Source organism: Streptomyces sp. NPDC046985 (assembly GCF_040644415.1).
GTDB lineage: Bacteria > Actinomycetota > Actinomycetes > Streptomycetales > Streptomycetaceae > Streptomyces.
The window spans coordinates 14,089-34,127 of the sequence record NZ_JBEYWK010000014.1 but is presented as its reverse complement, the minus strand read 5'-3'; the positions used below and the strand labels follow the sequence as shown (position 1 = coordinate 34,127).

Sequence of the window (20,039 nt, the reverse complement as noted above, 5' to 3'; positions counted from 1 at the left end):
CCTCCCGGCCCGGGTGTCATGCGCTCCGCCAGGGCGCCGCGCGTCCGGGTGCGAGGCGCCGGCGTCGTGCGTCCGGGTGCGACGGCCCGGCGTCGTGCGGTCCGCCGGGGCGTCAGGCGTCCGGCTCGTCGTCCGGCTCCAGGACGAGGTCCACGTCCATCACGCCGTCGTAGTGGAACAGCTCCGAGGTCAGCTCCGTGACGTCCGCGGCGCCCTCCAGGCGGAGCAGGACCTGGGCCGCCGCGTCCGTGCGGCCGGGCAGCCGGTCGGCTCTGACGCCCAGGATGCGAAACCCGCGCCGGGTGCACGCCTCCATCAGCCGGGGCAGCAGCGCCCGCCCGGTCAGGTAGGTGAGCTGCACCTCGACCGTGGCGGGCAGCGCCCCTGGGACGATCTTGCGCGCGAGCCGGGGATAGCCACGGACGACGACGAAGTGCACCGCGGTGGTGGCCAGCGCCAGGAACGGCAGCCCGCCCCCGCAGGCCATGCCGACCGCGCAGGTCAGCCATATGGCGGCGGCCGTGGTCAGCCCGCGCACCGCGTCCCGCCGTACGAAGATCAGTCCGCCGCCGATGAAGCCGATGCCGGAGACGATCTGGGCGGCGACGCGGGACGGGTCGAAGGAGACGTGCTCTAGGCCCAGCGCGCTGCTGAAGCCGTGCTGCGACACCTCCATCATCAGCGCGCTCGCGACCCCGACCAGGGCGTGCGTGCGCAGTCCCGCGCTCTTCTGCTTCGCCTCCCGCTCCCAGCCGATCAGGCTCGACAGCAGCAGGGCGAGCCCCAGTTCGGCCATCTGGCGCAGGCCCTGCCCATGGGCCACGTCCCACAGCGGAACGGCGAGCCACGGCATGCGTCTCCCCTCCTCGGCCTTCCTCGGCCACGTCTTTCTTCGGTTCTTCTCCGCCGCCCATTGTGTGTCCGGCACGGCGGCACCCGGGGTACCCGGGCCCGGGACGCGCTCACGCCGTGTCCTCGAGGACTCCGGGGGACCCGAGGGAGCCCCCAGGGAGCCCCCAGGGAGCAGGCCCAGGGAGGGGTCGCGTGGGAGAGGAGGTGCGCGGTGCCGCGGATGGATCACGACGAGGCCCGGCGGCGGTTCACGTCGGCACGCGTGGCGCGGCTGGCCACCGTGGACACGGCGGGCCGCCCCCATCTGGTCCCGGTCGTCTTCGCCGTCCGGGACGAGACGGGCGCGGCCCAGATCGTGACCGCGGTCGACCGCAAGCCCAAGAGCACCACTCGGCTCGCCCGGCTGCGCAACATCGGCGCCTCCCCGTCCGTGTGCCTGCTCGCGGACGCCTACGACGAGGAGTGGGGGAGGCTGTGGTGGGCCCGCGCCGACGGGCGCGCCCGGATCCTGTCGCCGCACTCGCCGGACGCCGCCGCCCGGCGGGAGTACGAGACGGTCCTGGCCGACCTGCGCGTCAAGTACCCCCAGTACCGCGACGCCCCGCCGCACGGCCCGGCGATCACGATAGACGTCCGCCGGTGGACCGGCTGGCGGGCGGACGCGGCCCCGGACGGGTGAGGCGCCGCCCGCGGCCCGGCGACCGGCGCGGGGAGCACGCCACGCCGAGAGGCGAGAGGGCGGGGGAGGGCGCGAGAGAACGCCGAGCGGACGCGGGGGGCGCGCGGAGAGGCGGGGCCGGACCGGCCGCACGGCACGCGCGGGGGATCGGGGCCGGGGCGTGGCCCGTCACGGGCGACTGCACCGCTTGCGGCGGGCGATGGAGAGGGGGCGCTGCGGGCCGCTCGTGGTGGCTCGCAGCGCCCCCTGGCTTTCACCTGGGCCGGTGGTCCCAGGACCCGTCACCGGGGCTCCGGTGCGCGCGGGTCAGGAGGCGACCTGCGCGGCGACCAGGCTGGAGAAGGTCGTCAGCCGGGTGTACACACCCGGACGGCCCGCCTCCGCACAGCCGTTGCCCCAGGAAGTGATCCCTGCCAGGACGCCCCCGACAAGCAGGGGACCGCCGCTGTCGCCCTGGCAGGTGTCTACGCCGCCGGAGGGGTATCCGGCGCAAACCATGTCGCTCGCGACGAAGTCGGAGCCGTAGGCGCTCGCACACGCGCCGTCGGTCGAGATCGGCACGGTCGCGGTCCGCAACTGCTCGGACCGGCCGCCGCTCTCGGAGGTGGTGCCCCAGCCGAGGATCCGCGCCGTGGTCCCGGGCGCGTACACCGCCGTGTCGTTCGCCGGGACGACCGCGGCCGGGGTGTACGGCATCGCCGTCGCCAGGGTCAGGACCGCCACGTCGTGGCCGCTGGCGGCGTCGGTGTAGTGCGGGTCGACCCATATCCGGCTGACCTTGCCGACCGTGCCGTCCGTGCCGTGCAGGTAGGTGCGTCCGCCGACCGCCCGGAGGCTGCTCGCTCTCTCGGCGGCCACGCAGTGCGCGGCGGTGACGACTTTCCGGGCCGCCACCAGGGTGCCGCCGCAGAACTGGTCGCCGAGCGCGTCCGTGATCTGCATCGCGAACGGGTAGGCGTCCGTCGTGGTCGTGGCGCCGCCGATGACGGGCTGCGGACGGCTGGCGGCGGGCCGGGAGGCGGCGCCGGCGCCGGGGGCGGTGATCAGCACGGTCGCGGCTGCGGCGCCGACGGCGAGCGCGACGGCGGTGCGGCTGCCGGGCGTTCGTCTGGCGCGGATGGGGCCGAGCATGCGTCTCCTCGTGGTGCAGGCCGGTGGGGGTCGCACGGGTGGAGCACGGAAGTCCGGGGTCTGGTGCAGATGACGCTGAAACGGTGCGGATGGTGCGGACTCCGTGTGCCCGGGCGAGCGGCACGCCCCTTACGCTAGGTTCCGGCCGACTCGCCTCCAATGAGGGAACCCCCTAGGGGAGTTGGGGCAGGGAAAACCCTCGGTGCGCCTCGATCGCCGCTGGTCGGCGCCGTTGCCGTACAGCGGAGTGCGCGGCCGTCGTGCTCCCGCGGGCGCCCTCATCGGATGCTCTGGACGCCAGTCAACCCGCACCGCGTTCACTTCGCGCGCCGGGCCGCCGCCAATCGGACGATGTCGACGCGGGAACGGATCCCCAACTTGCGGTAGACCCGGGTCAGGGTCGCCTCGACCGTCTTCACGCTGACGAACAGCCGACCGGCGATCTCCCGGTTGGTCGCGCCCTCCATGACCAGGGCGGCCACCTGACGCTCCATCGTCGCGAGCCCCTCCAGCACGGCCGGCCCGTCCGGGGCGCCGGGCACGGCCGCCCGCTGGTCCGTTCGGGCGGTCGCGGCGTCCACCCGGCGCAGCCACGGCAGCGCGCGGCAGCGGCGGAACAGCCGGGCCGCGTCGTCGTAGGCCGCCGGGACCGGCTTCCCGGAGCGCAGCGGGGCCAGGGCGAAGGCGGCCCGCGCCTCCTCCAGGCCGTTGCCCAGCTTCGCCAGCCGGTCCTGCGCGGAGGTCAACTGGGCGACGGCGGCGTCCCGCTCGCCCCGGGCCGCCCGCACCTGCGCCTCGGCCCGGTCCAGCACGGCCAGCACGCTCTCCCGGCCCAGCCGCCGCGCGTGCTCCCGGGCCGCGTCGACCACCTGCTGCGCCTCCTCCGGCCGCCCGGCGAGGACCAGCGCCTCGGCCAGGTCGCCCTGCCACCGGCCGCGGGCCGGGTCGGTGATGCCGAGGCCCAGCTCCAGGTCCCGCACCCGGCGCAGCGCCGCCACGGCCGCCTCGGCGTCCCCGGCCACGAACTGGGCGTATCCCAGGGCGGCCAGGGCCCGCGACAGGTACATCTGGTCGCCGTCCTCCTCGGCGTGCCGCACCGCCTCGCGGGCCAGCACCAGGGCCCGTTCGGTGTCGCCGCCGCTGGCCTCGGCGAAGCAGGCCAGCATCGCCGAGGCGCCCTCGCCGATGCCGGTGTCCCGGGCCAGCCGCAGGCTGTCCCGGGCGAGTTCGAGGGCCCGCCCGCAGTGCCCGGCGCGCAGTTCGGTCTCGGCCAGCAGCCGCAGGAAGTGCACCTCGCTCTCGACCATGCCGCGCCGGCGCACCTCGCGCAGCAGCCCGGTGATGGTGGCCCGCGCCTCGGACAGCCGGTCGCTCATCAGCAGCCAGCGGTAGCGGGCCGAGCCGACGCCGTTGTGGTGGACGGCGACGTAGGGATCCTGCGGCTCCTTCAGCGCGTGCTTGATGGTGACCGGCGCGTCGGGGTGGCCCATCAGGGTCTCGGTGGAGGACTGGAAGGCGAGCGCCATCAGCTCGGTGCGCCGGTCCCGGCCGCGCGCGGCCAGCCCGGCGGCGCGCGCGGCCTCCTGCCGGGCCTCGTCGAAGTCGCCCTCCACGACCAGGGCGCGCCAGGCGAGCTGGTAGTGCACCAGGGCGAGCAGCCCGGGGTCGTCGCCCGCGTCGGCCAGGGCCTGGGGGAAGACGGCGTCGACGTCCGCGAGGGACTGCCCGGCCGCCTCGACCACCACCATCCACGCCCGCACCCGCTGCGCGGGCACGGTGGCCCGGGTCAGCACCTCGCGCGCGATGTCCCGGGCCAGGTCCACCTCGCCGGCCGTGATGGCGTCCTCGGCGGCCTGGAGGCGCCGCTCGTCGGGGCCCGGCGATCCGTCGGCGGGCGTGCGGCGCGCGGCGAGCAGGCCGAGCGAGCCGGCCACCGAGGGGGCGCCGCGGTCCCGGGCCAGCGCGGCGGCCTCGGCGAGCCGTGAGGCCACCTCCGGGTCGGCGCCGGTGGTGGACAGGGCCAGGTGGCGGGCCCGTTCGATCGGGTCGGAGGCGGCGGTCGACAGGGCGGCGTGCGCGGCGCGGCGCTCGCGCACGGGCGCCTCCGCGTACAGCGCGGCGGAGATCAGCGGGTGCGCGAACCGTACGGCCGGGCCCTCCGGCTCGGTGGCCAGCAGGCCGAGTTCGGCCGCCTGGGCGCACTCGGCCTCGGCGTTCTCCCGTCCGGCGGCGTGCAGCAGGGCCGGGGTGGGGCGGGCGCCCGTGCTGGCCACCAGGAGGGTGCGGCGCGCCTCGTCCGACAGCATCTCCAGCCGGCTCAGCACCAGGGCGCGCAGCGAGGTCGGCACCGGAAGCGGCTCGCCGGGCCGCGGCGGCGTCGGATTCTCGGCGAGGGCGCGGCCCAACTCCAGGGCGAACAGGGGGTTGCCGCCGCTGGTGAGGTGGATCTCGCGGACGGTGGAGCGGGGCAGGCCGGTGTAGCCGCGGTGGTCGAGCAGCGCGGAGACCTGCGCGCGGGAGAGCGGGCCGAGGCGCACCGAAAGGGTGTCGGGCGGGCAGGCGCGCAGATGCCGGTCGTACTCGGCGGCCTCGGCGCCTTCCGTGGGCTCGGTGCGCAGCGCGTACAGCATCTGCACCGGGCTGTCGCCCAGCCGCCGGGCGGCGAAGCCGAGCAGTTCCGCGCTGGCCGAGTCCAGCCACTGGAGGTCGTCGGCGACGATCAGGACGGGGCCCTTCGCGGCGAGCGCGCGCAGCATGGACAGCACGGCCAGGCGCAGCGCGAGGCCGTCGCGCTGGAGGGAGGACTCGCGGCGGCCGGTGAGCGCCGACTCCAGCGCGGTGCGCTGGGCGGCGGGCAGGGCGCCGGAGACCTCCTCCAGGACCAGCCCGAACAGATCGGCCAGGGCCAGGAACGGCAGGTGCGATTCGGACTCGGTCGCCGAGCAGCGCACCACGGTGCGGGCCGCCGGGGCATATTCGGCGGCCAATGCGGCCAGCACGGTCGACTTTCCTATTCCGGCCGGGCCGTGCAGCAGCGCACTGCCGCCGCGCGCGAGCTGCTCACGGGCCGCCGCGGAGGGCTCCTCCCGGCCGATGACCAGTTCTGAGCGGAAGCCCGCAGGGTCCTTGGAGTCCCGTCGCACGGTCACCGCTCCCCTCGTGTGTCGTGTCCGGGCCAAATTCTAGGCAACGAGTCCTTGAATTTCGGACTGCCGGGGTGGTGAGGGAAATAACAACGGCCGGGGCATGAGCGAATTCGAAGCGCCGTCGAATGAATGCGAACCCGGAGCGTGCAGCCCTTCGACGGTACCGCGCGCACTGAGCCGGCGGTACTCCCGATCGCGCCGGACCCCAGCGCTCCGGGGCTCGCCCGCCGGGCGCGGTCCGGGGCCCGGTCGTCCGGCGCGGTCCGTGGGCCGCCCGCCCGCCAGCCGGGCGCGGTCCGGGGCCGGCCGCCTGGCGTGGTTCGGTCCCCGGTCGCCCGGCGCCTGGCTGCCGCGACCGTCCGGGCTGGGCCGGCCCCGGCCGTTCGGCGGCCGCGCGCGCCCGGCCTGTTCCGGGTCCCGGCCCCGGGGCCCGGCGGTGCGGCCGCCAGCGGCCCGACTGGGCAGACTCCCGGGCCGGCCCCGGCCGTTCGGCGGCCACGCGCCCGCACAGCCAGGTCCCGGGACCCGCCAGCGCGGCGCCCAGCGGCCCGGCCGGGCAGACTCCCGGGCCGGCCCCGCCGCGCGGCCCCTACGGGAGCACCCCCGCCCGGCGGGCTGCCGCGACCGCCTCGCCGCGGGTGTGGGCGCCCAGCTTGCGCACGGCCGAGCGGAGGTAGCCCTTCACCGTCTCCGGGCTGAGACCGAGCCGCGCGCCGGCCGCGGCGTTCGTCGCGCCCGCGGCCACGCACGCCAGTACGTCCACCTCCCGCGGCGCCAGGCTCACGCGCCGAGCCGGGGCGGGCGGGAAGGCCAACAGGCCGCAGGCGTCCAGGAGTTCCGCGCGCAGGGCGGGATCGGCGATCCGCGGCGCCAGGGCGCGCAGGGCCGCGTGCGCCTCGCGCACCTGCTCCCAGGCCGCGCCCGAGGCCGAGCCCGCGCCCGGGTCCGCGCCCGCGGCCGCCTCCGGCCGGGCCGCCGCCAGCAGGTCCCGTGCCTCCTCCCGGACCGCCAGCGCCTGCTCCACGTCCCGCGCCGCCTGGACCGCCGCGCTCAACGCCCGGTCGCCGAGCGGCTGGGCGGTGCGCAGCGCGCCGTACAGCACCCCGCGCACCCGGCGCCGTACCACCACCGGCACCGCCAGCACCGAGCGGAGTCCCTCCGCCGCCACCGCCGCGTCGTACTCGTGGCTGATCTGACGGGACAGCGAGTAGTCCGTCACCGCGCACGGCCGTGCCAGCGCCACCGCCTTGCCGCCCAGCCCGTTGCCCGAGGTCACCGCGAGCGCGCTGAGCGCGGCCGTCGCGGTGCCGGTCAGCTCGCTGATCCGCACCCGCGAGCGGCCCGGCTCCACCAGCCCGCCGAAGGCGACCGGCAGGCCCGTCGCACGCCGCAGCCGCACCAGCGCACCCCGGATCTCCGCCGCCCCCGACACCTGCGTCGTCACCCGTTCGCCCCCTCGTCGCGGTCCGCCTCCCACCACACCCCCGTTCGGGGGTGGTGAGACCTGCATCACGGATTACACGATGGAGCGGAGCCGCACGGCAACGGTCCGCATGCCGGACCGCACAGGGAGGACAGATGACGACGGCGACGGAGACCTTCCGCGGGGCGCGGGACTTCCTGTTGCACCACCGCGACGACTACGCCGCGGCGTACGCCGGCTTCGCGTGGCCCCGACTGGAGCACTTCAACTGGGCCCTTGACTGGTTCGACCCGATGGCCGAGGGCAACGCCCGGACCGCCCTGCACATCGTCGCGGAGGACGGCGCCGAGACCCGCCTGACCTTCGCCGAGATGGCCGAGCGCTCCAACCGGGTCGCCAACTGGCTGCGCGACCTCGGGGTCGCCGCCGAGGACCGCGTCCTCGTCATGCTCGGCAACCAGGCCGAACTGTGGGAGACCGCGCTCGCCGCGATGAAGCTGCGCGCCGTCGTCATCCCCGCCACGCCGCTGCTCGGACCCGAGGATCTGCGCGACCGCGTCGAGCGCGGCCGGGTCAAGCACGTCATCGCGCGCGCCGAGGACACCGCCAAGTTCGACGGCGTGGCCGGGACGTACACCCGGATCTCCGTCGGCGGCCTGCCCGAGGAGGGCTGGACGCCCTACGAGGACGTCTACGCGGCGCCCGAGGAGTTCCTGCCCGACGGCCCCACGCTGGCCGACGACCCGCTGATGCTCTACTTCACCTCCGGCACCACCGCCCGCCCCAAACTGGTCGAGCACACCCACACCTCGTATCCCGTCGGGCACTTGGCCACCATGTACTGGATCGGCCTGCGGCCCGGCGACGTGCACCTGAACATCTCCTCGCCCGGCTGGGCCAAGCACGCCTGGTCCAACCTGTTCGCCCCGTGGAACGCCGAGGCGACCGTGTTCGTCCACGACTACGCCCGCTTCGACGCCGCCCGGCTGATGCGGGAGATGGACCACGCGCGCGTCACCACGTTCTGCGCCCCGCCCACGGTGTGGCGGATGCTCATCCAGGCCGACCTGACCCGGCTGGCCACCCCGCCCCGCGAGGCCGTCGCCGCGGGCGAGCCGCTGAACCCCGAGGTCGTCGAGCAGGTCCGGCGGGCCTGGGGCGTGACCGTCCGTGACGGCTTCGGGCAGACCGAGACGGCCGTGCAGGTCTCCAACAGCCCCGGACAGGTGCTCAAGACCGGCTCCATGGGCCGCCCCAGCCCCGGGTACCGCGTCGCTCTGCTCGACCCGGTCACGGGGGCGCCGGGCGTGAGCGAGGGCGAGATCGCGCTCGACCTGTCCGCGCGCCCGGTCGGTCTGATGACCGGCTACCACGGCGACGCCGACCGCACGGCCGAGGCGATGGCCGGCGGCTACTACCGCACCGGAGACGTCGCCTCCCGCGACGAGGACGGCTACTTGACCTACATCGGGCGGTCCGACGACGTCTTCAAGGCGTCCGACTACAAGATCAGCCCGTTCGAGCTGGAGAGCGCCCTGCTGGAGCACGAGGCGGTCGCCGAGGCCGCCGTCGTGCCCGCGCCGGACGCACTGCGCCTGGCCGTGCCCAAGGCGTACGTGGTCCTCGCCGAGGGCTGGCGCCCCGGACCCGACACCGCCAAGGCGCTGTTCGCGCACTCCCGCCAGGTCCTCGCCCCCTACAAGCGCGTGCGCAGGCTGGAGTTCGCCCCGCTGCCCAAGACCGTCTCCGGCAAGATCCGCCGCATCGAACTGCGCGAGGCCACCGCCGCCGGATCCGCCGACGAGTACCGCGAGGAGGACTTCCGTTGACCGCCCAGCCGCACGACCGCGCGCACCGGCCCGAGCGCGCGCCGTCCCCCGTACCGTCCTACGCCCACGGGGCGGGCGGCACGGCCCTGCTCGGCGACACCATCGGCGCCAGCCTGGACCGGGCCGTCGCCGCCTGGCCCGACCGGGAGGCGCTGGTCGACGTCCCCGACGACCGCCGCTGGACGTACGCCGAGTTCGCCGCGGACGTGGACGAACTGGCCCGCGCGCTGCTCGCCGGCGGCGTGGCCAAGGGCGACCGGGTGGGCATCTGGGCCGTCAACTGCGCCGAGTGGGTGCTGGTCCAGTACGCCACGGCCCGGATCGGCGCGATCATGGTCAACGTCAACCCGGCCTACCGCACCCACGAAGTCGAGTACGTCCTGAACCAGGCGGGCGTCTCGCTGCTCTTCGCCTCCGTGCGCCACAAGACCAGCGACTACCGCGCGATGGCAGAGGAAGTGCGCGGCCGCTGCCCCCGGTTGCGGGAGACCGTCTACATCGGCGACCCGTCCTGGGAGGCGTTCACCGCCCGCGGAACGGCCGACCGGGCGGAGGAACTGTGGGCGCGCCAGGCCGAGTTGTCCTGCGACGACCCGATCAACATCCAGTACACCTCCGGCACCACCGGGTTCCCCAAGGGCGCCACCCTCTCCCACCACAACATCCTCAACAACGGCTATTTCGTGGGCGAGTCGATCGCGTACACCGAGCAGGACCGGATCTGCCTCCCGGTGCCCTTCTACCACTGTTTCGGCATGGTGATGGGAAATCTCGCGGCCACCTCGCACGGCGCCTGCGTGGTCGTCCCCGCGCCGTCCTTCGACGCGCGCGCCACCCTGGAAGCCGTCCAACGCGAGCGCTGCACCTCGCTCTACGGCGTCCCCACCATGTTCATCGCCGAGCTGAACCTGCCCGACTTCGCCTCCTACGACCTCACCAGCCTGCGCACCGGCATCATGGCGGGCTCGCCCTGCCCGGCGGAGGTGATGAAGCGGGTGGTCGCCGAGATGCACATGGCCGAGGTCTCCATCTGCTACGGCATGACCGAGACCTCCCCGGTGTCGCTCCAGACCCGCCGGGAGGACGACCTCGAACACCGCACCGGCACGGTCGGCCGCGTCCTGCCGCACATCGAGGTCAAGGTCGTCGACCTGGCCACCGGGGTGACGCTGCCGCGCGGCACGGCGGGCGAACTGCGCACCCGCGGCTACAGCGTGATGCTCGGCTACTGGGACGAGCCGGAGAAGACCGCCGAAGCCGTCGACCCGGCCCGCTGGATGCACACCGGGGACCTCGCGACGATGCGCGAGGACGGCTACGTCGAGATCGTCGGCCGCATCAAGGACATGATCATCCGTGGCGGGGAGAACGTCTACCCGCGCGAGATCGAGGAGTTCCTGTACGCCCACCCGAAGATCCAGGACGTGCAGGTGGTGGGCGTGCCGCACGAGAGGTACGGCGAGGAGGTGCTCGCCTGCGTCATCCCGCTGGACGCCGCCGACCCGCCCACGCTCCAGGACCTGCGGGCGTTCTGCGAGGGCAGGCTCGCGCACTACAAGATCCCGAGCCGGCTGAGCGTCCTGGACGCCTTCCCGATGACGGTGTCCGGCAAGGTGCGCAAGGTCGAACTGCGCGAGCGGCACAGCGTGTGAGCCCACGCGTGAGCCAGCGTGTGAGTCACGCGTGAGCCAGCGCGGGACGACCGCGCGCGCAAGGGCGGACCGTCCAGAGGGCGGTCCGCCCGTTCGCGTCGGCCCGGCCTCGTGCGCGCCCGCGCACGGCCCCCGTCCGGGCCTCGGCCACGAGGCCCGCCGCCCCCGTGTCGGCGGGTCCCGTGTGAGGGGACTCTGCCCGACCGCGGGGGCGCGCGACACCCTCCGGGCCGGGTTCAGAGCTTGATTTGAGCATGCCGTACACGGCGTACGCCCGCCGCCGTACGCGGTCAGGCGGGCGTACACGGTCATGGCGGGCGTGCGCGGTGTGTTCCACGCGGGCGGCCGCCCCGGCTCAGGGCGCCTCGTGCTCCGACAGCCCCGGCCAGTCGTCCGGGCCGCCGCCCTGCCATTCGACGAGGTCGGTCTCCTCGACCTCGACGCGGTCCAGATCGGCCAGCCGGAGGATCTCGATCACGTCGTCCAGGTGGGAGGCGAGTCCCAGGGTCACGTCTCCCTCGGTGACCCGGCGGGAGCCGTCCAGCGCCGGCGCGTGCACCACGATGTGCGGATGCCGCGTGAAGTGGTCCATGGCTACAGCGTCCTGCGCGCGGGGCGGCTCCGCACCCCGGGAGCGCGCTCGGCCACGGGCACGGTTCCGAACGCGGGCACAGGTCCGGACGCGGTACGCGGCATTAGGATCGAAAGCACGGCGTCGCGTGCCGGTCACCGGCTGGGTGAGGCATGGAGGCGCCCGTGAGATTGCCTTACGGAGGCATTCCACACATGTCAGTCGAGTTGAATCACACCATCGTCCACGCCCGGGACAAACGGGAGTCCGCCGAGTTCCTGGCGCACATCCTGGGACTCGAGGTCGGGACGGAGTGGGGCCCGTTCCTCCCCGTGGCGACCAGCAACGGGGTCACCCTGGACTACGCCGCCGTCCCGGGGGAGTCCATCGTCACGCAGCACTACGCGTTCCTCGTCTCCGACGAGGAGTTCGACGCGTCCTTCGCGCGCATCCGGCAGGCCGGGATCACGTACTACGCCGATCCGCACATGAAGCGGCCCGGAGAGATCAACCACCACTTCGGCGGTCGCGGGCTGTACTTCCTGGACCCGGCCGGACACGGCATGGAGATCATCACGCGCCCCTACGACACCGGCGAGCGTCCGCCGACCGACACCTGAGAGGCGACGACCCGAAGACCGCGGCGCCGCGGCGTCCCGGCCCGCCGCTCGGTGCGCCGCGCTGTCGGCCCTCGCCGTCGTCGGCCCCCTATGCAACCCGCGTAGACGCGCGCATCATGAGAGCGCTCGGTCGGGGCCGCTCTCGTCGGCCCGAGGCGGTCTGTCATGTCCGCGCGGGGGCCGGGCCGTGCGCGTCGCGTCTGCACCACTGCACCTCGGAGTTGTCATGTACCTGTAAATCAGGGAGGACTGCACCATGGCTTGCGGATCGACCAGCCTCTGGGCCGGTGAGACCAGTTGGTTCTGCTGCGGAAACTCGTGGGGCCCCTGCGGCAGCGCGGGCGGCGGCGCCTGCGGCAACTGCCAGTCCAGCGCACACCACGGCGCCTGGCCGAACGCCTCGGCGGCGTGTTTCAACATCACCCGGCCCGACCTGTGCGGGGAGAACATCCCCCGGCGCGGCTGCGGCGCCGTCATGAACATCCGCCACCAGTGCTCCGGCGCGACGGTGTGCATCACCATCACCGACTGCGGGCCGCGCACCAAGGACTGGTGCGGTGAGACGGCGTGCTGCAACGGCACGTGCCGTACCAACCGCGTGCTCGACCTGACCCCGGCCGCCTTCTCGGCGATCGGCAACCTCAGCTCCGGCAAGCTGCCCGTCTACATCTACGAGTGAGGAGGCCCACCATGAGCGCACGGAACGACGCGGGCACGCCGTCCGAGGGGCTGCGGCGCAGACGCCTCCTCACCGCCGCCGCCCTCGGCGGCGCCACGATCGTCGGCGCGAGCGCGCTGGGCGGACTGGACGCCGACGCGGCCTTCGCCGCCGAGCCGTCCCTCGACCCCGCCATCGCCAAGTCCACCTTCGTGGAAGGGCGGATCACCGGCATCACCGGCAGCGTCCTGGAGGTGGCCGGGTCCAACGGCGGCCACTCCCGGGTGCAGATGACCAACGTCACCAGCGTGTGGAAGGGCCGCGCCGCCACCGCCGAGGTCATCGAGGTCGGCGACGGCCTCTACGGCCGAGGCGTGCCGATGCCCGACGGCACGGTCGCCGCCGACGCGGTCTGGGTGAACATCGTCAACCTGGACACCAGCATCCGCGGCATCGCCAGGAACCGGCTCCACCTGGCCCACGGTCAGCACGAGGTCGTCGGCAACATCCTTCCCGACACCGGCGCCTCCTACGCGGGCCGGGGCCTGACCTCGGACCTGTCCCGGCTGCGCATCGGCCAGAGCGCCCAGGTGCTCGGCGCCTGGCGGCCCTCCGACGACTCCGTGGACGTGGTCCGCATCTCCGTCGGGCACTGAACCCCGCCCCGGGGGCGCCGGAGCCGTTGCGAGGCTTCGGCGCCCCGGGGCGGGGAACGCCCGAGGCCGCGGAGCCTCGGGACGTCGGCACGTCGAAAGAGGCGGAGATGCTGTCACTGACAACGGCCCTGACACCGCTCGTCCTTGCGGTCCTGCTCGGCTGGACGGGCGCGGCGAAGGCGTGGGGCGAGAACGTGGTCCGCACGGCGCCGAAGACCGCGCTGGCCCGCCTGCTGCGCAGCAGCGAGCAGGCCGTCACGGTGCTGCGCGCCACAGGATGGGCCGAACTGCTCGTAGCGGTCGGCCTGTTGGCGGCGCCTGGCAGCCCCCTGCCCGGGTCCGGCGCCGCGGCGCTCGGCGCCGGATTCCTCGGCTACCTGGGCTACGGCCGGACGCGCGCGCCGGAGTCGTCGTGCGGTTGCTCGGCGAGCGAGGACGCCCCGGTCACCTGGCGTGCCTTCGCCCGCGCCGCCGTGGTCCTGGCCGGCGGCGTGACGGCGGCGCTGACGCGGCGCGACTGGTGGGACGCGCCGGCGGACCGCCCCGTCGCCTCGCTTGCTCTGCTGGCGGCGGCCGCGCTGGTCCTGTCCGGCCTCTCGGCCGATCCCGACCGGTGGCTGCTGCCCCTGCGCCGCACCCGGCTGCGCGTGTTCGGCCATCCGCTGACCGGCGGGGGCGCAGCGGACCGGCTGCCGGTTGCGGCGAGCGTCGAGCTGCTGGAGCACTCCTACGCCTGGCAGACCGCTTCGCCGGTGGTGAGGTCGGCACTGGTGGATCACTGGGAGTCCGAAGGCTGGCGCATCCTCCAGTACTCCGGTGTGCACGGCGAGGGCGACGCGGCCCGCCCGGTCGCGGTCCTCTTCGCCCTGGACGCCGCCGCCGGGCGCGACACACCCGGCGACCCCGTGATCCGCGTCAGCTACATCGACGCCGACACCGGGGCGCCGGTGGCCGCCGACGAACTCCGAGCGGTCGCCCCACACCGCTCCCTGCGCCTCGCAGGCTGAACCTCCGGCCCGCGGCGGCCGACGCGCGAGGTCCGCAGATCGGCGGGACGCCGGCAAAAGTCTCTGCGGTGACCTGGAACGTCCCCCTCTCCTGCTCCCGGGGGCGGAGGAGCAGACCGGCCCGGCGGCGGAGCGGGCCTTCGGCGTCCGACCGGGGAATGCGCCCCGGGTGCGCCCGTTCCGGCGGATGGCCGAGAATATGCCGCAGGTCCCGTCGACGCCATGGGGGGCGCATTGCGATTGCGAGTCGAGTTCACGACCGAGCCGTTCGACCTGGACGAGGCCCCCGCCCACGCGCGGGCGGCGCGGGAGGTTCTGGGGGCCGCCGAGCTGGACGCGGTGGACGTCGGCCCGTTCGGCAACACGGCCGAGGGCGGCGCCGACGCCGTCCTCGCCACGGTGGACGCCCTGCTGCGCACCGTCCTCCAGGCCGGCGCCACCCGGATCTCGCTTCAGGTCAACGTGATCGCGGAGGACGGGGGATGAGCGCGGACGAGCCGTTCATCACGGCCGTGAAGCCCCTGGTCGACGCGATCGGCGGCGAACTGCTCCCGCCGGACGAGGCCGGACCGGACGACGTCGTGCTCGCCTGGCAGGGCGTGGACGCCGTCGCCGTCCGCCTGCCGCAGCTCGCCGACTCGCTCGATCACATCCTGGCCTCCATGGAGCGCCGTGGGGGCGTGCCGCTGGCCGACCTGGACCGCAAGGCCAAGCAGGAGATCGTACGGACCCTGGAGGCGCGCGGCGCCTTCTCGGTGCGGCACGGCGTGGAGACGGTGGCGAACGCGCTGGGCGTCAGCCGCTTCACCGTCTACAACTATCTGAACCGCGAGAAGGGGACCTGAACCGCGAGGAGGGACCTTAGCCGCGGGAAGGGACCTTAGCCGTGAGGAGGGGCCTGGGCCGCGAGCGGAGGGCCTGAACCGGGCGTCCGTGGTCATCCGCGGTCACCCGGAAAGTTCAACAAAGTGTTGACGCTCGGTCGCGAGGGGCGTTAGCTGTCCGCAGTCCGTTCAGCACACCGGCCGTCCTCAGCCACGGAGGCTCCCGTGACGACGACTTCCCCGCCGCCGGGCCTCGCCCGCCTCAACGCCCTCCCGGAGACGGCCGCGCGGGCCGCGCTCCTGGAGGCGTGCGCCAGCACGGCATGGGCCGACCGGCTGACCGCCGCCCGCCCCTACGCCGCCGCCGAAGACCTCTACGCCGCCAACGACGCCGCCACGGCCGCGCTGACCGCGACGGACCTGGAGGAGGCGATGGCCGGCCATCCGCCGATCGGCCGCCCCAAGTCCGGCGACCCGGCCTCCGCCCACGAACAGCACGGCATGGCCGGCGCCTCCGAGGAACTCAAGGCGGAGATGCTCGAACTGAACCTCGCCTACCAGGAGAAGTTCGGTCACGTCTTCCTTGTCTGCGCCACCGGCCGGACCGGCGAGCAGATGCGGGACGCGCTCAGGGAGCGGATCGGCAACGCGCCGGAGCGGGAGCGGGAGATCGTCCGCACCGAACTGGGGAAGATCAACCGCATCCGGCTGGCCCGACTCGTCGCGGAGGACGCCTGACACCATGAGCACCGACACCGACACTGACACCGACTCCAGCACGAGCAGTGCCGCCTCCGTGTCCACCCACGTCCTGGACACCTCCGCCGGCCGCCCCGCCGAGGGCGTGGCCGTCCGCCTCTCCGCCCGCACCGGCGGCGACGCGGACTGGCAGGCGCTCGGCGGCTCGGCGACCGACGCGGACGGGCGCTGCACGGACCTCCCGGCCCTGCCGGACGGGACGGCCCACGCGCAGCTCGACTTCGCGGTGGCGCCGTACTTCGGGAGACCCGCGCCCACCGGGCTGACCGGGCCGACCGCGCTCACCGCGCCGACCGTAAGATCCGCGCCGTCCGCCGGGAGCCGAGCCGATGCGCAGCCGGACGCCCCCGCGCATCGGGACAGCGCTGCGCCGCCCGTGTTCTTCCCGGAGGTGACGGTCACGTTCGCCGTCGTGCCGGGCGAGCACTACCACGTGCCGCTGCTGCTCAGCCCGTTCGGCTACTCCGTATACCGAGGGAGCTAGCAGACGCATGGCCGACCCTTCCCGCCCGGGGCGCCCGGTCGTTCTGGGACAGAACCAGTACGGCAAGGCCGAGACCCGAGTCGTCAAGATCACGCGGCACGGCGCCCTCCACCACATCAAGGACCTGAACGTCTCCGTCGCCCTCTCCGGCGACCTGGACGAGGTCCACTACTCCGGCGCCAACGCCCACGTGCTGCCCACCGACACCATGAAGAACACCGTGTTCGCGTTCGCCAAGGAGCACGGCATCGCGTCCGCCGAGCAGTTCGGCATCCGCCTCGCCCGCCACTTCGTCACCTCGCGAGAGTCCGTCCACCGCGCGCGCGTCCGCGTCGAGGAGTACGCCTGGGAGCGCATCGAGACCTCCGGCGCCGACTCCCGGCCCGTCGGCGCCGACCGGGCCGCGCACTCCTTCGTCCGCACCGGCCGGGAGACCCGGCTGACCCAGATCGCCTACGACGGCCGGGCGTGCGAGGTCGTCTCGGGCCTGAAGGGCCTGACGGTGATGAACTCCACCGACTCCGAGTTCTGGGGCTACGCCAAGGACGAGTACACGACGCTCCAGGAGGCGTACGACCGCGTCCTCGCCACGGACGTCTCCGCCCGCTGGCGGTACGCGTGGACCGGCGACGAGCAGGACGCCCCTCACTGGGACACGTCCTACGCGCAGGTGAGGAAGCACATGCTCCAGGCGTTCGCCGAGACGTACTCCCTGTCGCTGCAACAGACGCTGTACCAGATGGGCGCGCGGGTCATCGACAGCCGGAGCGAGATCGACGAGATCCGCTTCTCGCTGCCGAACAAGCACCACTTCCTGGTGGACCTGAAGCCGTTCGGGCTGGAGAACGACAACGAGGTGTACTTCGCCGCCGACCGCCCCTACGGGCTGATCGAGGCCACCGTGCTCCGGGACGGCTGCGAGCCGCGCATTCCGGTCGACCTGACCGACCTCTGACCCGGGCCGCGCGCCGCCCCACCGACCCACCGCCACCGAACGACAAGGAAGCACCATGGCGCCTTCGGCAGCCCAGCGCACCGTCATCGAGAACTGCGCGATCGCCACGGTCGACGCCGACGACACCGAGTACGCCTCCGGGCACGTCGTCCTCGCCGGGAACCGGATCGAGACCGTGGGCCCCGGCGCGGCGCCCGGGGGCCTCACGGACGTGGTGCGCCGGATCGACGCGAGCGGGCACCTGGCCACCCCCGGCCTGGTCAACGCCCACCACCACTTCTACCAGTGGATCACCCGGGGCCTGGCCACCGACCACAGCCTCTTCGACTGGCTGGTCGCGCTGTACCCGACCTGGGCGCGCATCGACGAGCCGATGTGCCGCGCCGCCGCGCAGGGCTCGCTCGCCATGATGGCCCGCGGCGGCGTCACCACCGCCATGGACCACCACTACGTCTTCCCCGAGGGCGCCGGCGACCTGTCCGGCGCGATCATCGGGGCCGCCGCCGACATGGGCGTACGGTTCACGCTCGCCCGAGGCTCGATGGACCGCGGCGAGAAGGACGGCGGCCTGCCCCCGGACTTCGCCGTCGAGTCCCTGGAGGACGCGCTCGCCGCCACCGAGGAGACCGTCAAGCGGCACCACGACGCCTCCTTCGACGCCATGACCCAGGTGGCCGTCGCCCCCTGCTCGCCCTTCTCCGTCTCCACCGAACTCCTGCGCCAGGGCGCGGAGCTGGCCCGTCGGCTCGGCGTGCGGCTGCACACGCACGGCTCGGAGACGGTCGAGGAGGAGCGGTTCTGCCACGAGCTGTTCGGCATGGGGCCGACCGACTACTTCGAGTCCACCGGCTGGCTCGGCGAGGACGTGTGGATGGCGCACTGCGTCCACATGAACGACGCCGACATCGCCGCGTTCGCCCGCACCGGGACCGGCGTCGCCCACTGCCCGTCCTCCAACGCCCGCCTCGCCGCGGGCATCGCCCGAGTTCCCGACATGCTCGCCGCCGGGGTGCCGGTCGGCCTCGGCGTGGACGGCGCCGCGTCCAACGAGTCCGGCGAACTCCACACCGAACTGCGCAACGCCCTGCTCGTCAACCGTCTCGGCCCCCACCGCGAGGCGGCCCTCACCGCCCGCCAGGCGCTGCGCCTGGGCACCTGCGGCGGCGCCCGCGTGCTCGGCCGCGCCGACCAGATCGGCTCCCTGGAAGCCGGCAAGCTGGCCGACCTGGTGCTGTGGCGGCTGGACACCCTCGCCCACGCCTCCATCGCCGACCCGGTGACCGCGCTGGTCTTCGGGGCCGCCGCCCCGGTCACGGCGTCCTTCGTCGACGGCCGTCAGATCGTCCAGGACGGCCGCCTGCTCACCGCCGACGAGGACGCCCTCGCCCACGCCACCCGCGACGAGGCACGGCGACTCGCACGGATCGCCGCACGGGACTGAACAGCCGAAGCCTCCAGCCGGAAGGCACGGCGCCCGCCTGGGAGTGCACGGCCCTTGGCTGGAGTGCACGACCCCCGGCTGGAAGGGCACAGCCCCCGGCTGGGAGGCGGCACAGCACCCGGCCGGGAGACACAGCACCCGGCCGGGTGCCGCGGACAGAGCTGGGCCCGCGGCCCCCGGACTCGGGCCCGCCCGGGTGTCCGGGAGCGTCGCCACCGAAGCCCCTGACCCCCTCCACGCCGAGGGCCGCCCGCGCGCCGGGGAGGCGTCGCCCGGCCGCCCGAGAACGCCGCCTGTCCGCTCCAGAACGCAGCCCCGAGCCCGGAAGCGCCGCCCGGCCGCCCGGGAAGCGGTCGCCCGCGCGCCCGGGAGGCGTCGCCCGGCCGCCCGGGAAGCGCCGCCTGTCCGCTCCGGAACGCAGCCCACGCGCCCGGAACCGCCGCCCGGAAGCCCGGCCGCCCGGAACCGCCGTCCATGCGCCGGAAGCGCCGTCCGGCCGCCGAGAAGCGGTGCCTGTCGGCCCGGACACGGCACCCGCCCGCTCGTCGCCCGCCCGGCCGCACGTCCCGCCCGCCCCGCTGCGCGCCCCACGTCGCCGCCGGTCCTGGCACCCTGGCACGCGCCCCTCTCACACCCGGCGCGGCGAGGCCAGCAGGTAGCGGGTCCGGGAACGCGGCTCGGTGCACTCCCCGGCCTGCCAGCCCGCCCGTTCCAGCACCGCCGCGCACTCCCGCAGCACGTCGCGGTCCGGCCCGTACACGGCGACCGCCTCCGGCTGCGGCGTCGCCCGCACCCGGTAGCCGTCGTCGCCGCCCGGACCGGCGGGACGGCGCCCGGCCGCTTCCAGCGCCAGCGCGGCCGCCCGCACCAGATGCGCGCGCTCCCACCCGCACGGCCGGTCCAGCGACCCGTCCGCGTTGGTCATCCGCCGCAGCTCCAGCAGTCCTTCCCAGGCGCCGCGCACCTCGCGCACCCGCGCGGGACCCTGCTCGGGCGCGTCCTCCTCGCCTCCCACGCGGGCGGCGAAGACGCCGCGGTCCTCGGACGGGGAGGACTCCACCGGCGCGGCGGCGCCTGACGACTCCGCCGCCTGCGCGGCCTTCGCCGCCTCCCGTATGCGATGGCCCGCCGGGGTCAAGAAGCAGTCGTGCGGCGGGCGCGGATGGCGGAAGACGAGCCCCCGCTTCACCAGGGCCGCGAGCAGCGCCGAGCCGCCCTTCACCCGCCCGGTCACGGGATCGGCGGCGTCGATGACCTTGCGCTGCGCGGCGCTCGGCTGACCTGTCACGGTGTCTCCCTTCCCCCTGCTCCCAGCCCACGCGAAGACTACGGCGGGGGTCTGACAACGCCCC

The 20,039-nt window shown here is 74.6% G+C and carries 19 protein-coding genes; 13 read left to right on the top strand and 6 right to left on the bottom strand.

Translation table 11 applies throughout. The annotated features are described in order from the left end of the window. Positions 1–112: 112 nt before the first annotated feature. Complete coding sequence (locus ABZ861_RS19220; protein ID WP_361631571.1) at positions 113–853, bottom strand: MgtC/SapB family protein; 741 nt, start codon at positions 851–853, stop codon at positions 113–115. Positions 854–1,063: 210 nt separating this feature from the next. On the opposite strand from ABZ861_RS19220, the gene ABZ861_RS19215 reads away from it, so the two are divergent. Further along, positions 1,064–1,531, top strand: a complete 468-nt coding sequence (locus ABZ861_RS19215) for a TIGR03668 family PPOX class F420-dependent oxidoreductase (protein WP_361631569.1) — start codon at positions 1,064–1,066, stop codon at positions 1,529–1,531. Positions 1,532–1,837: 306 nt separating this feature from the next. On the opposite strand, the gene ABZ861_RS19210 is transcribed toward ABZ861_RS19215, so the two are convergent. From ABZ861_RS19210 to ABZ861_RS19200, 3 genes are all read right to left on the bottom strand, one after another. Continuing rightward, entirely contained in the window at positions 1,838–2,662 is an 825-nt protein-coding gene (locus ABZ861_RS19210) for a serine protease (RefSeq protein WP_361631567.1), read from the bottom strand. Between the two features lie 317 nt (positions 2,663–2,979). Beyond that, on the bottom strand, positions 2,980–5,811 hold the full coding sequence (locus tag ABZ861_RS19205; RefSeq protein WP_361631565.1) for an AAA family ATPase: 2,832 nt from the start codon (positions 5,809–5,811) through the stop codon (positions 2,980–2,982). A gap of 586 nt (positions 5,812–6,397) precedes the next feature. Continuing rightward, a complete protein-coding gene (locus ABZ861_RS19200) occupies positions 6,398–7,252 on the bottom strand; it encodes a LuxR C-terminal-related transcriptional regulator (protein ID WP_361631563.1) in 855 nt (284 codons plus the stop codon). Positions 7,253–7,386: 134 nt separating this feature from the next. Here ABZ861_RS19200 and ABZ861_RS19195 point away from each other — a divergent pair, with 134 nt between their 5' ends. Next, positions 7,387–9,060, top strand: a complete 1,674-nt coding sequence (locus ABZ861_RS19195) for an AMP-binding protein (RefSeq protein ID WP_361631561.1) — start codon at positions 7,387–7,389, stop codon at positions 9,058–9,060. Next, entirely contained in the window at positions 9,057–10,712 is a 1,656-nt protein-coding gene (locus ABZ861_RS19190; RefSeq protein ID WP_361631559.1) for an AMP-binding protein, read from the top strand. The genes ABZ861_RS19195 and ABZ861_RS19190 overlap by 4 nt, the downstream gene beginning before the upstream one ends. Before the next feature lie 355 nt (positions 10,713–11,067). On the opposite strand, the gene ABZ861_RS19185 is transcribed toward ABZ861_RS19190, so the two are convergent. Continuing rightward, the gene (locus tag ABZ861_RS19185) at positions 11,068–11,304 is read right to left on the bottom strand and encodes a hypothetical protein (protein WP_361631557.1); all 237 of its coding nucleotides are present in this window, start codon (positions 11,302–11,304) and stop codon (positions 11,068–11,070) included. A gap of 194 nt (positions 11,305–11,498) precedes the next feature. On the opposite strand from ABZ861_RS19185, the gene ABZ861_RS19180 reads away from it, so the two are divergent. The 10 genes from ABZ861_RS19180 to ABZ861_RS19135 all read left to right on the top strand — a co-directional run bounded on the left by ABZ861_RS19180 (position 11,499) and on the right by ABZ861_RS19135 (position 18,687). Next, positions 11,499–11,903, top strand: a complete 405-nt coding sequence (locus ABZ861_RS19180; RefSeq protein ID WP_361631555.1) for a VOC family protein — start codon at positions 11,499–11,501, stop codon at positions 11,901–11,903. A 256-nt stretch (positions 11,904–12,159) separates the two neighbouring features. Further along, positions 12,160–12,582 (top strand): hypothetical protein, encoded by a 423-nt coding sequence (locus tag ABZ861_RS19175; protein ID WP_361631553.1) that lies wholly within the window; start codon positions 12,160–12,162, stop codon positions 12,580–12,582. Positions 12,583–12,593: 11 nt separating this feature from the next. Beyond that, entirely contained in the window at positions 12,594–13,217 is a 624-nt protein-coding gene (locus ABZ861_RS19170) for a cell wall protein (RefSeq protein ID WP_361631551.1), read from the top strand. A gap of 107 nt (positions 13,218–13,324) precedes the next feature. After that, positions 13,325–14,224, top strand: coding sequence for a MauE/DoxX family redox-associated membrane protein (locus ABZ861_RS19165; RefSeq protein WP_361631549.1), 900 nt, complete (start codon positions 13,325–13,327; stop codon positions 14,222–14,224). A 234-nt stretch (positions 14,225–14,458) separates the two neighbouring features. Further along, the gene (locus tag ABZ861_RS19160; RefSeq protein ID WP_361631547.1) at positions 14,459–14,710 is read left to right on the top strand and encodes a hypothetical protein; all 252 of its coding nucleotides are present in this window, start codon (positions 14,459–14,461) and stop codon (positions 14,708–14,710) included. Continuing rightward, a complete protein-coding gene (locus tag ABZ861_RS19155) occupies positions 14,707–15,069 on the top strand; it encodes a helix-turn-helix domain-containing protein (protein ID WP_361631545.1) in 363 nt (120 codons plus the stop codon). Before ABZ861_RS19160 ends, ABZ861_RS19155 begins: the two co-directional genes overlap by 4 nt. 204 nt (positions 15,070–15,273) lie before the next feature. Continuing rightward, positions 15,274–15,786: a 2-oxo-4-hydroxy-4-carboxy-5-ureidoimidazoline decarboxylase gene (uraD, locus tag ABZ861_RS19150; protein WP_361631543.1), complete on the top strand. Its 513-nt coding sequence runs from the start codon at positions 15,274–15,276 to the stop codon at positions 15,784–15,786. Positions 15,787–15,790: 4 nt separating this feature from the next. Then, positions 15,791–16,291: a hydroxyisourate hydrolase gene (locus tag ABZ861_RS19145; RefSeq protein WP_361631538.1), complete on the top strand. Its 501-nt coding sequence runs from the start codon at positions 15,791–15,793 to the stop codon at positions 16,289–16,291. A gap of 7 nt (positions 16,292–16,298) precedes the next feature. Continuing rightward, a complete protein-coding gene (gene pucL / locus ABZ861_RS19140; RefSeq protein ID WP_361631536.1) occupies positions 16,299–17,246 on the top strand; it encodes a factor-independent urate hydroxylase in 948 nt (315 codons plus the stop codon). 55 nt (positions 17,247–17,301) lie between these two features. Next, entirely contained in the window at positions 17,302–18,687 is a 1,386-nt protein-coding gene (locus tag ABZ861_RS19135) for an 8-oxoguanine deaminase (RefSeq protein ID WP_361631534.1), read from the top strand. Positions 18,688–19,315: 628 nt separating this feature from the next. Here ABZ861_RS19135 and ABZ861_RS19130 read toward each other — a convergent pair. Further along, positions 19,316–19,975, bottom strand: coding sequence for a hypothetical protein (locus ABZ861_RS19130; RefSeq protein ID WP_361631532.1), 660 nt, complete (start codon positions 19,973–19,975; stop codon positions 19,316–19,318). Positions 19,976–20,039 lie beyond the last annotated feature (64 nt).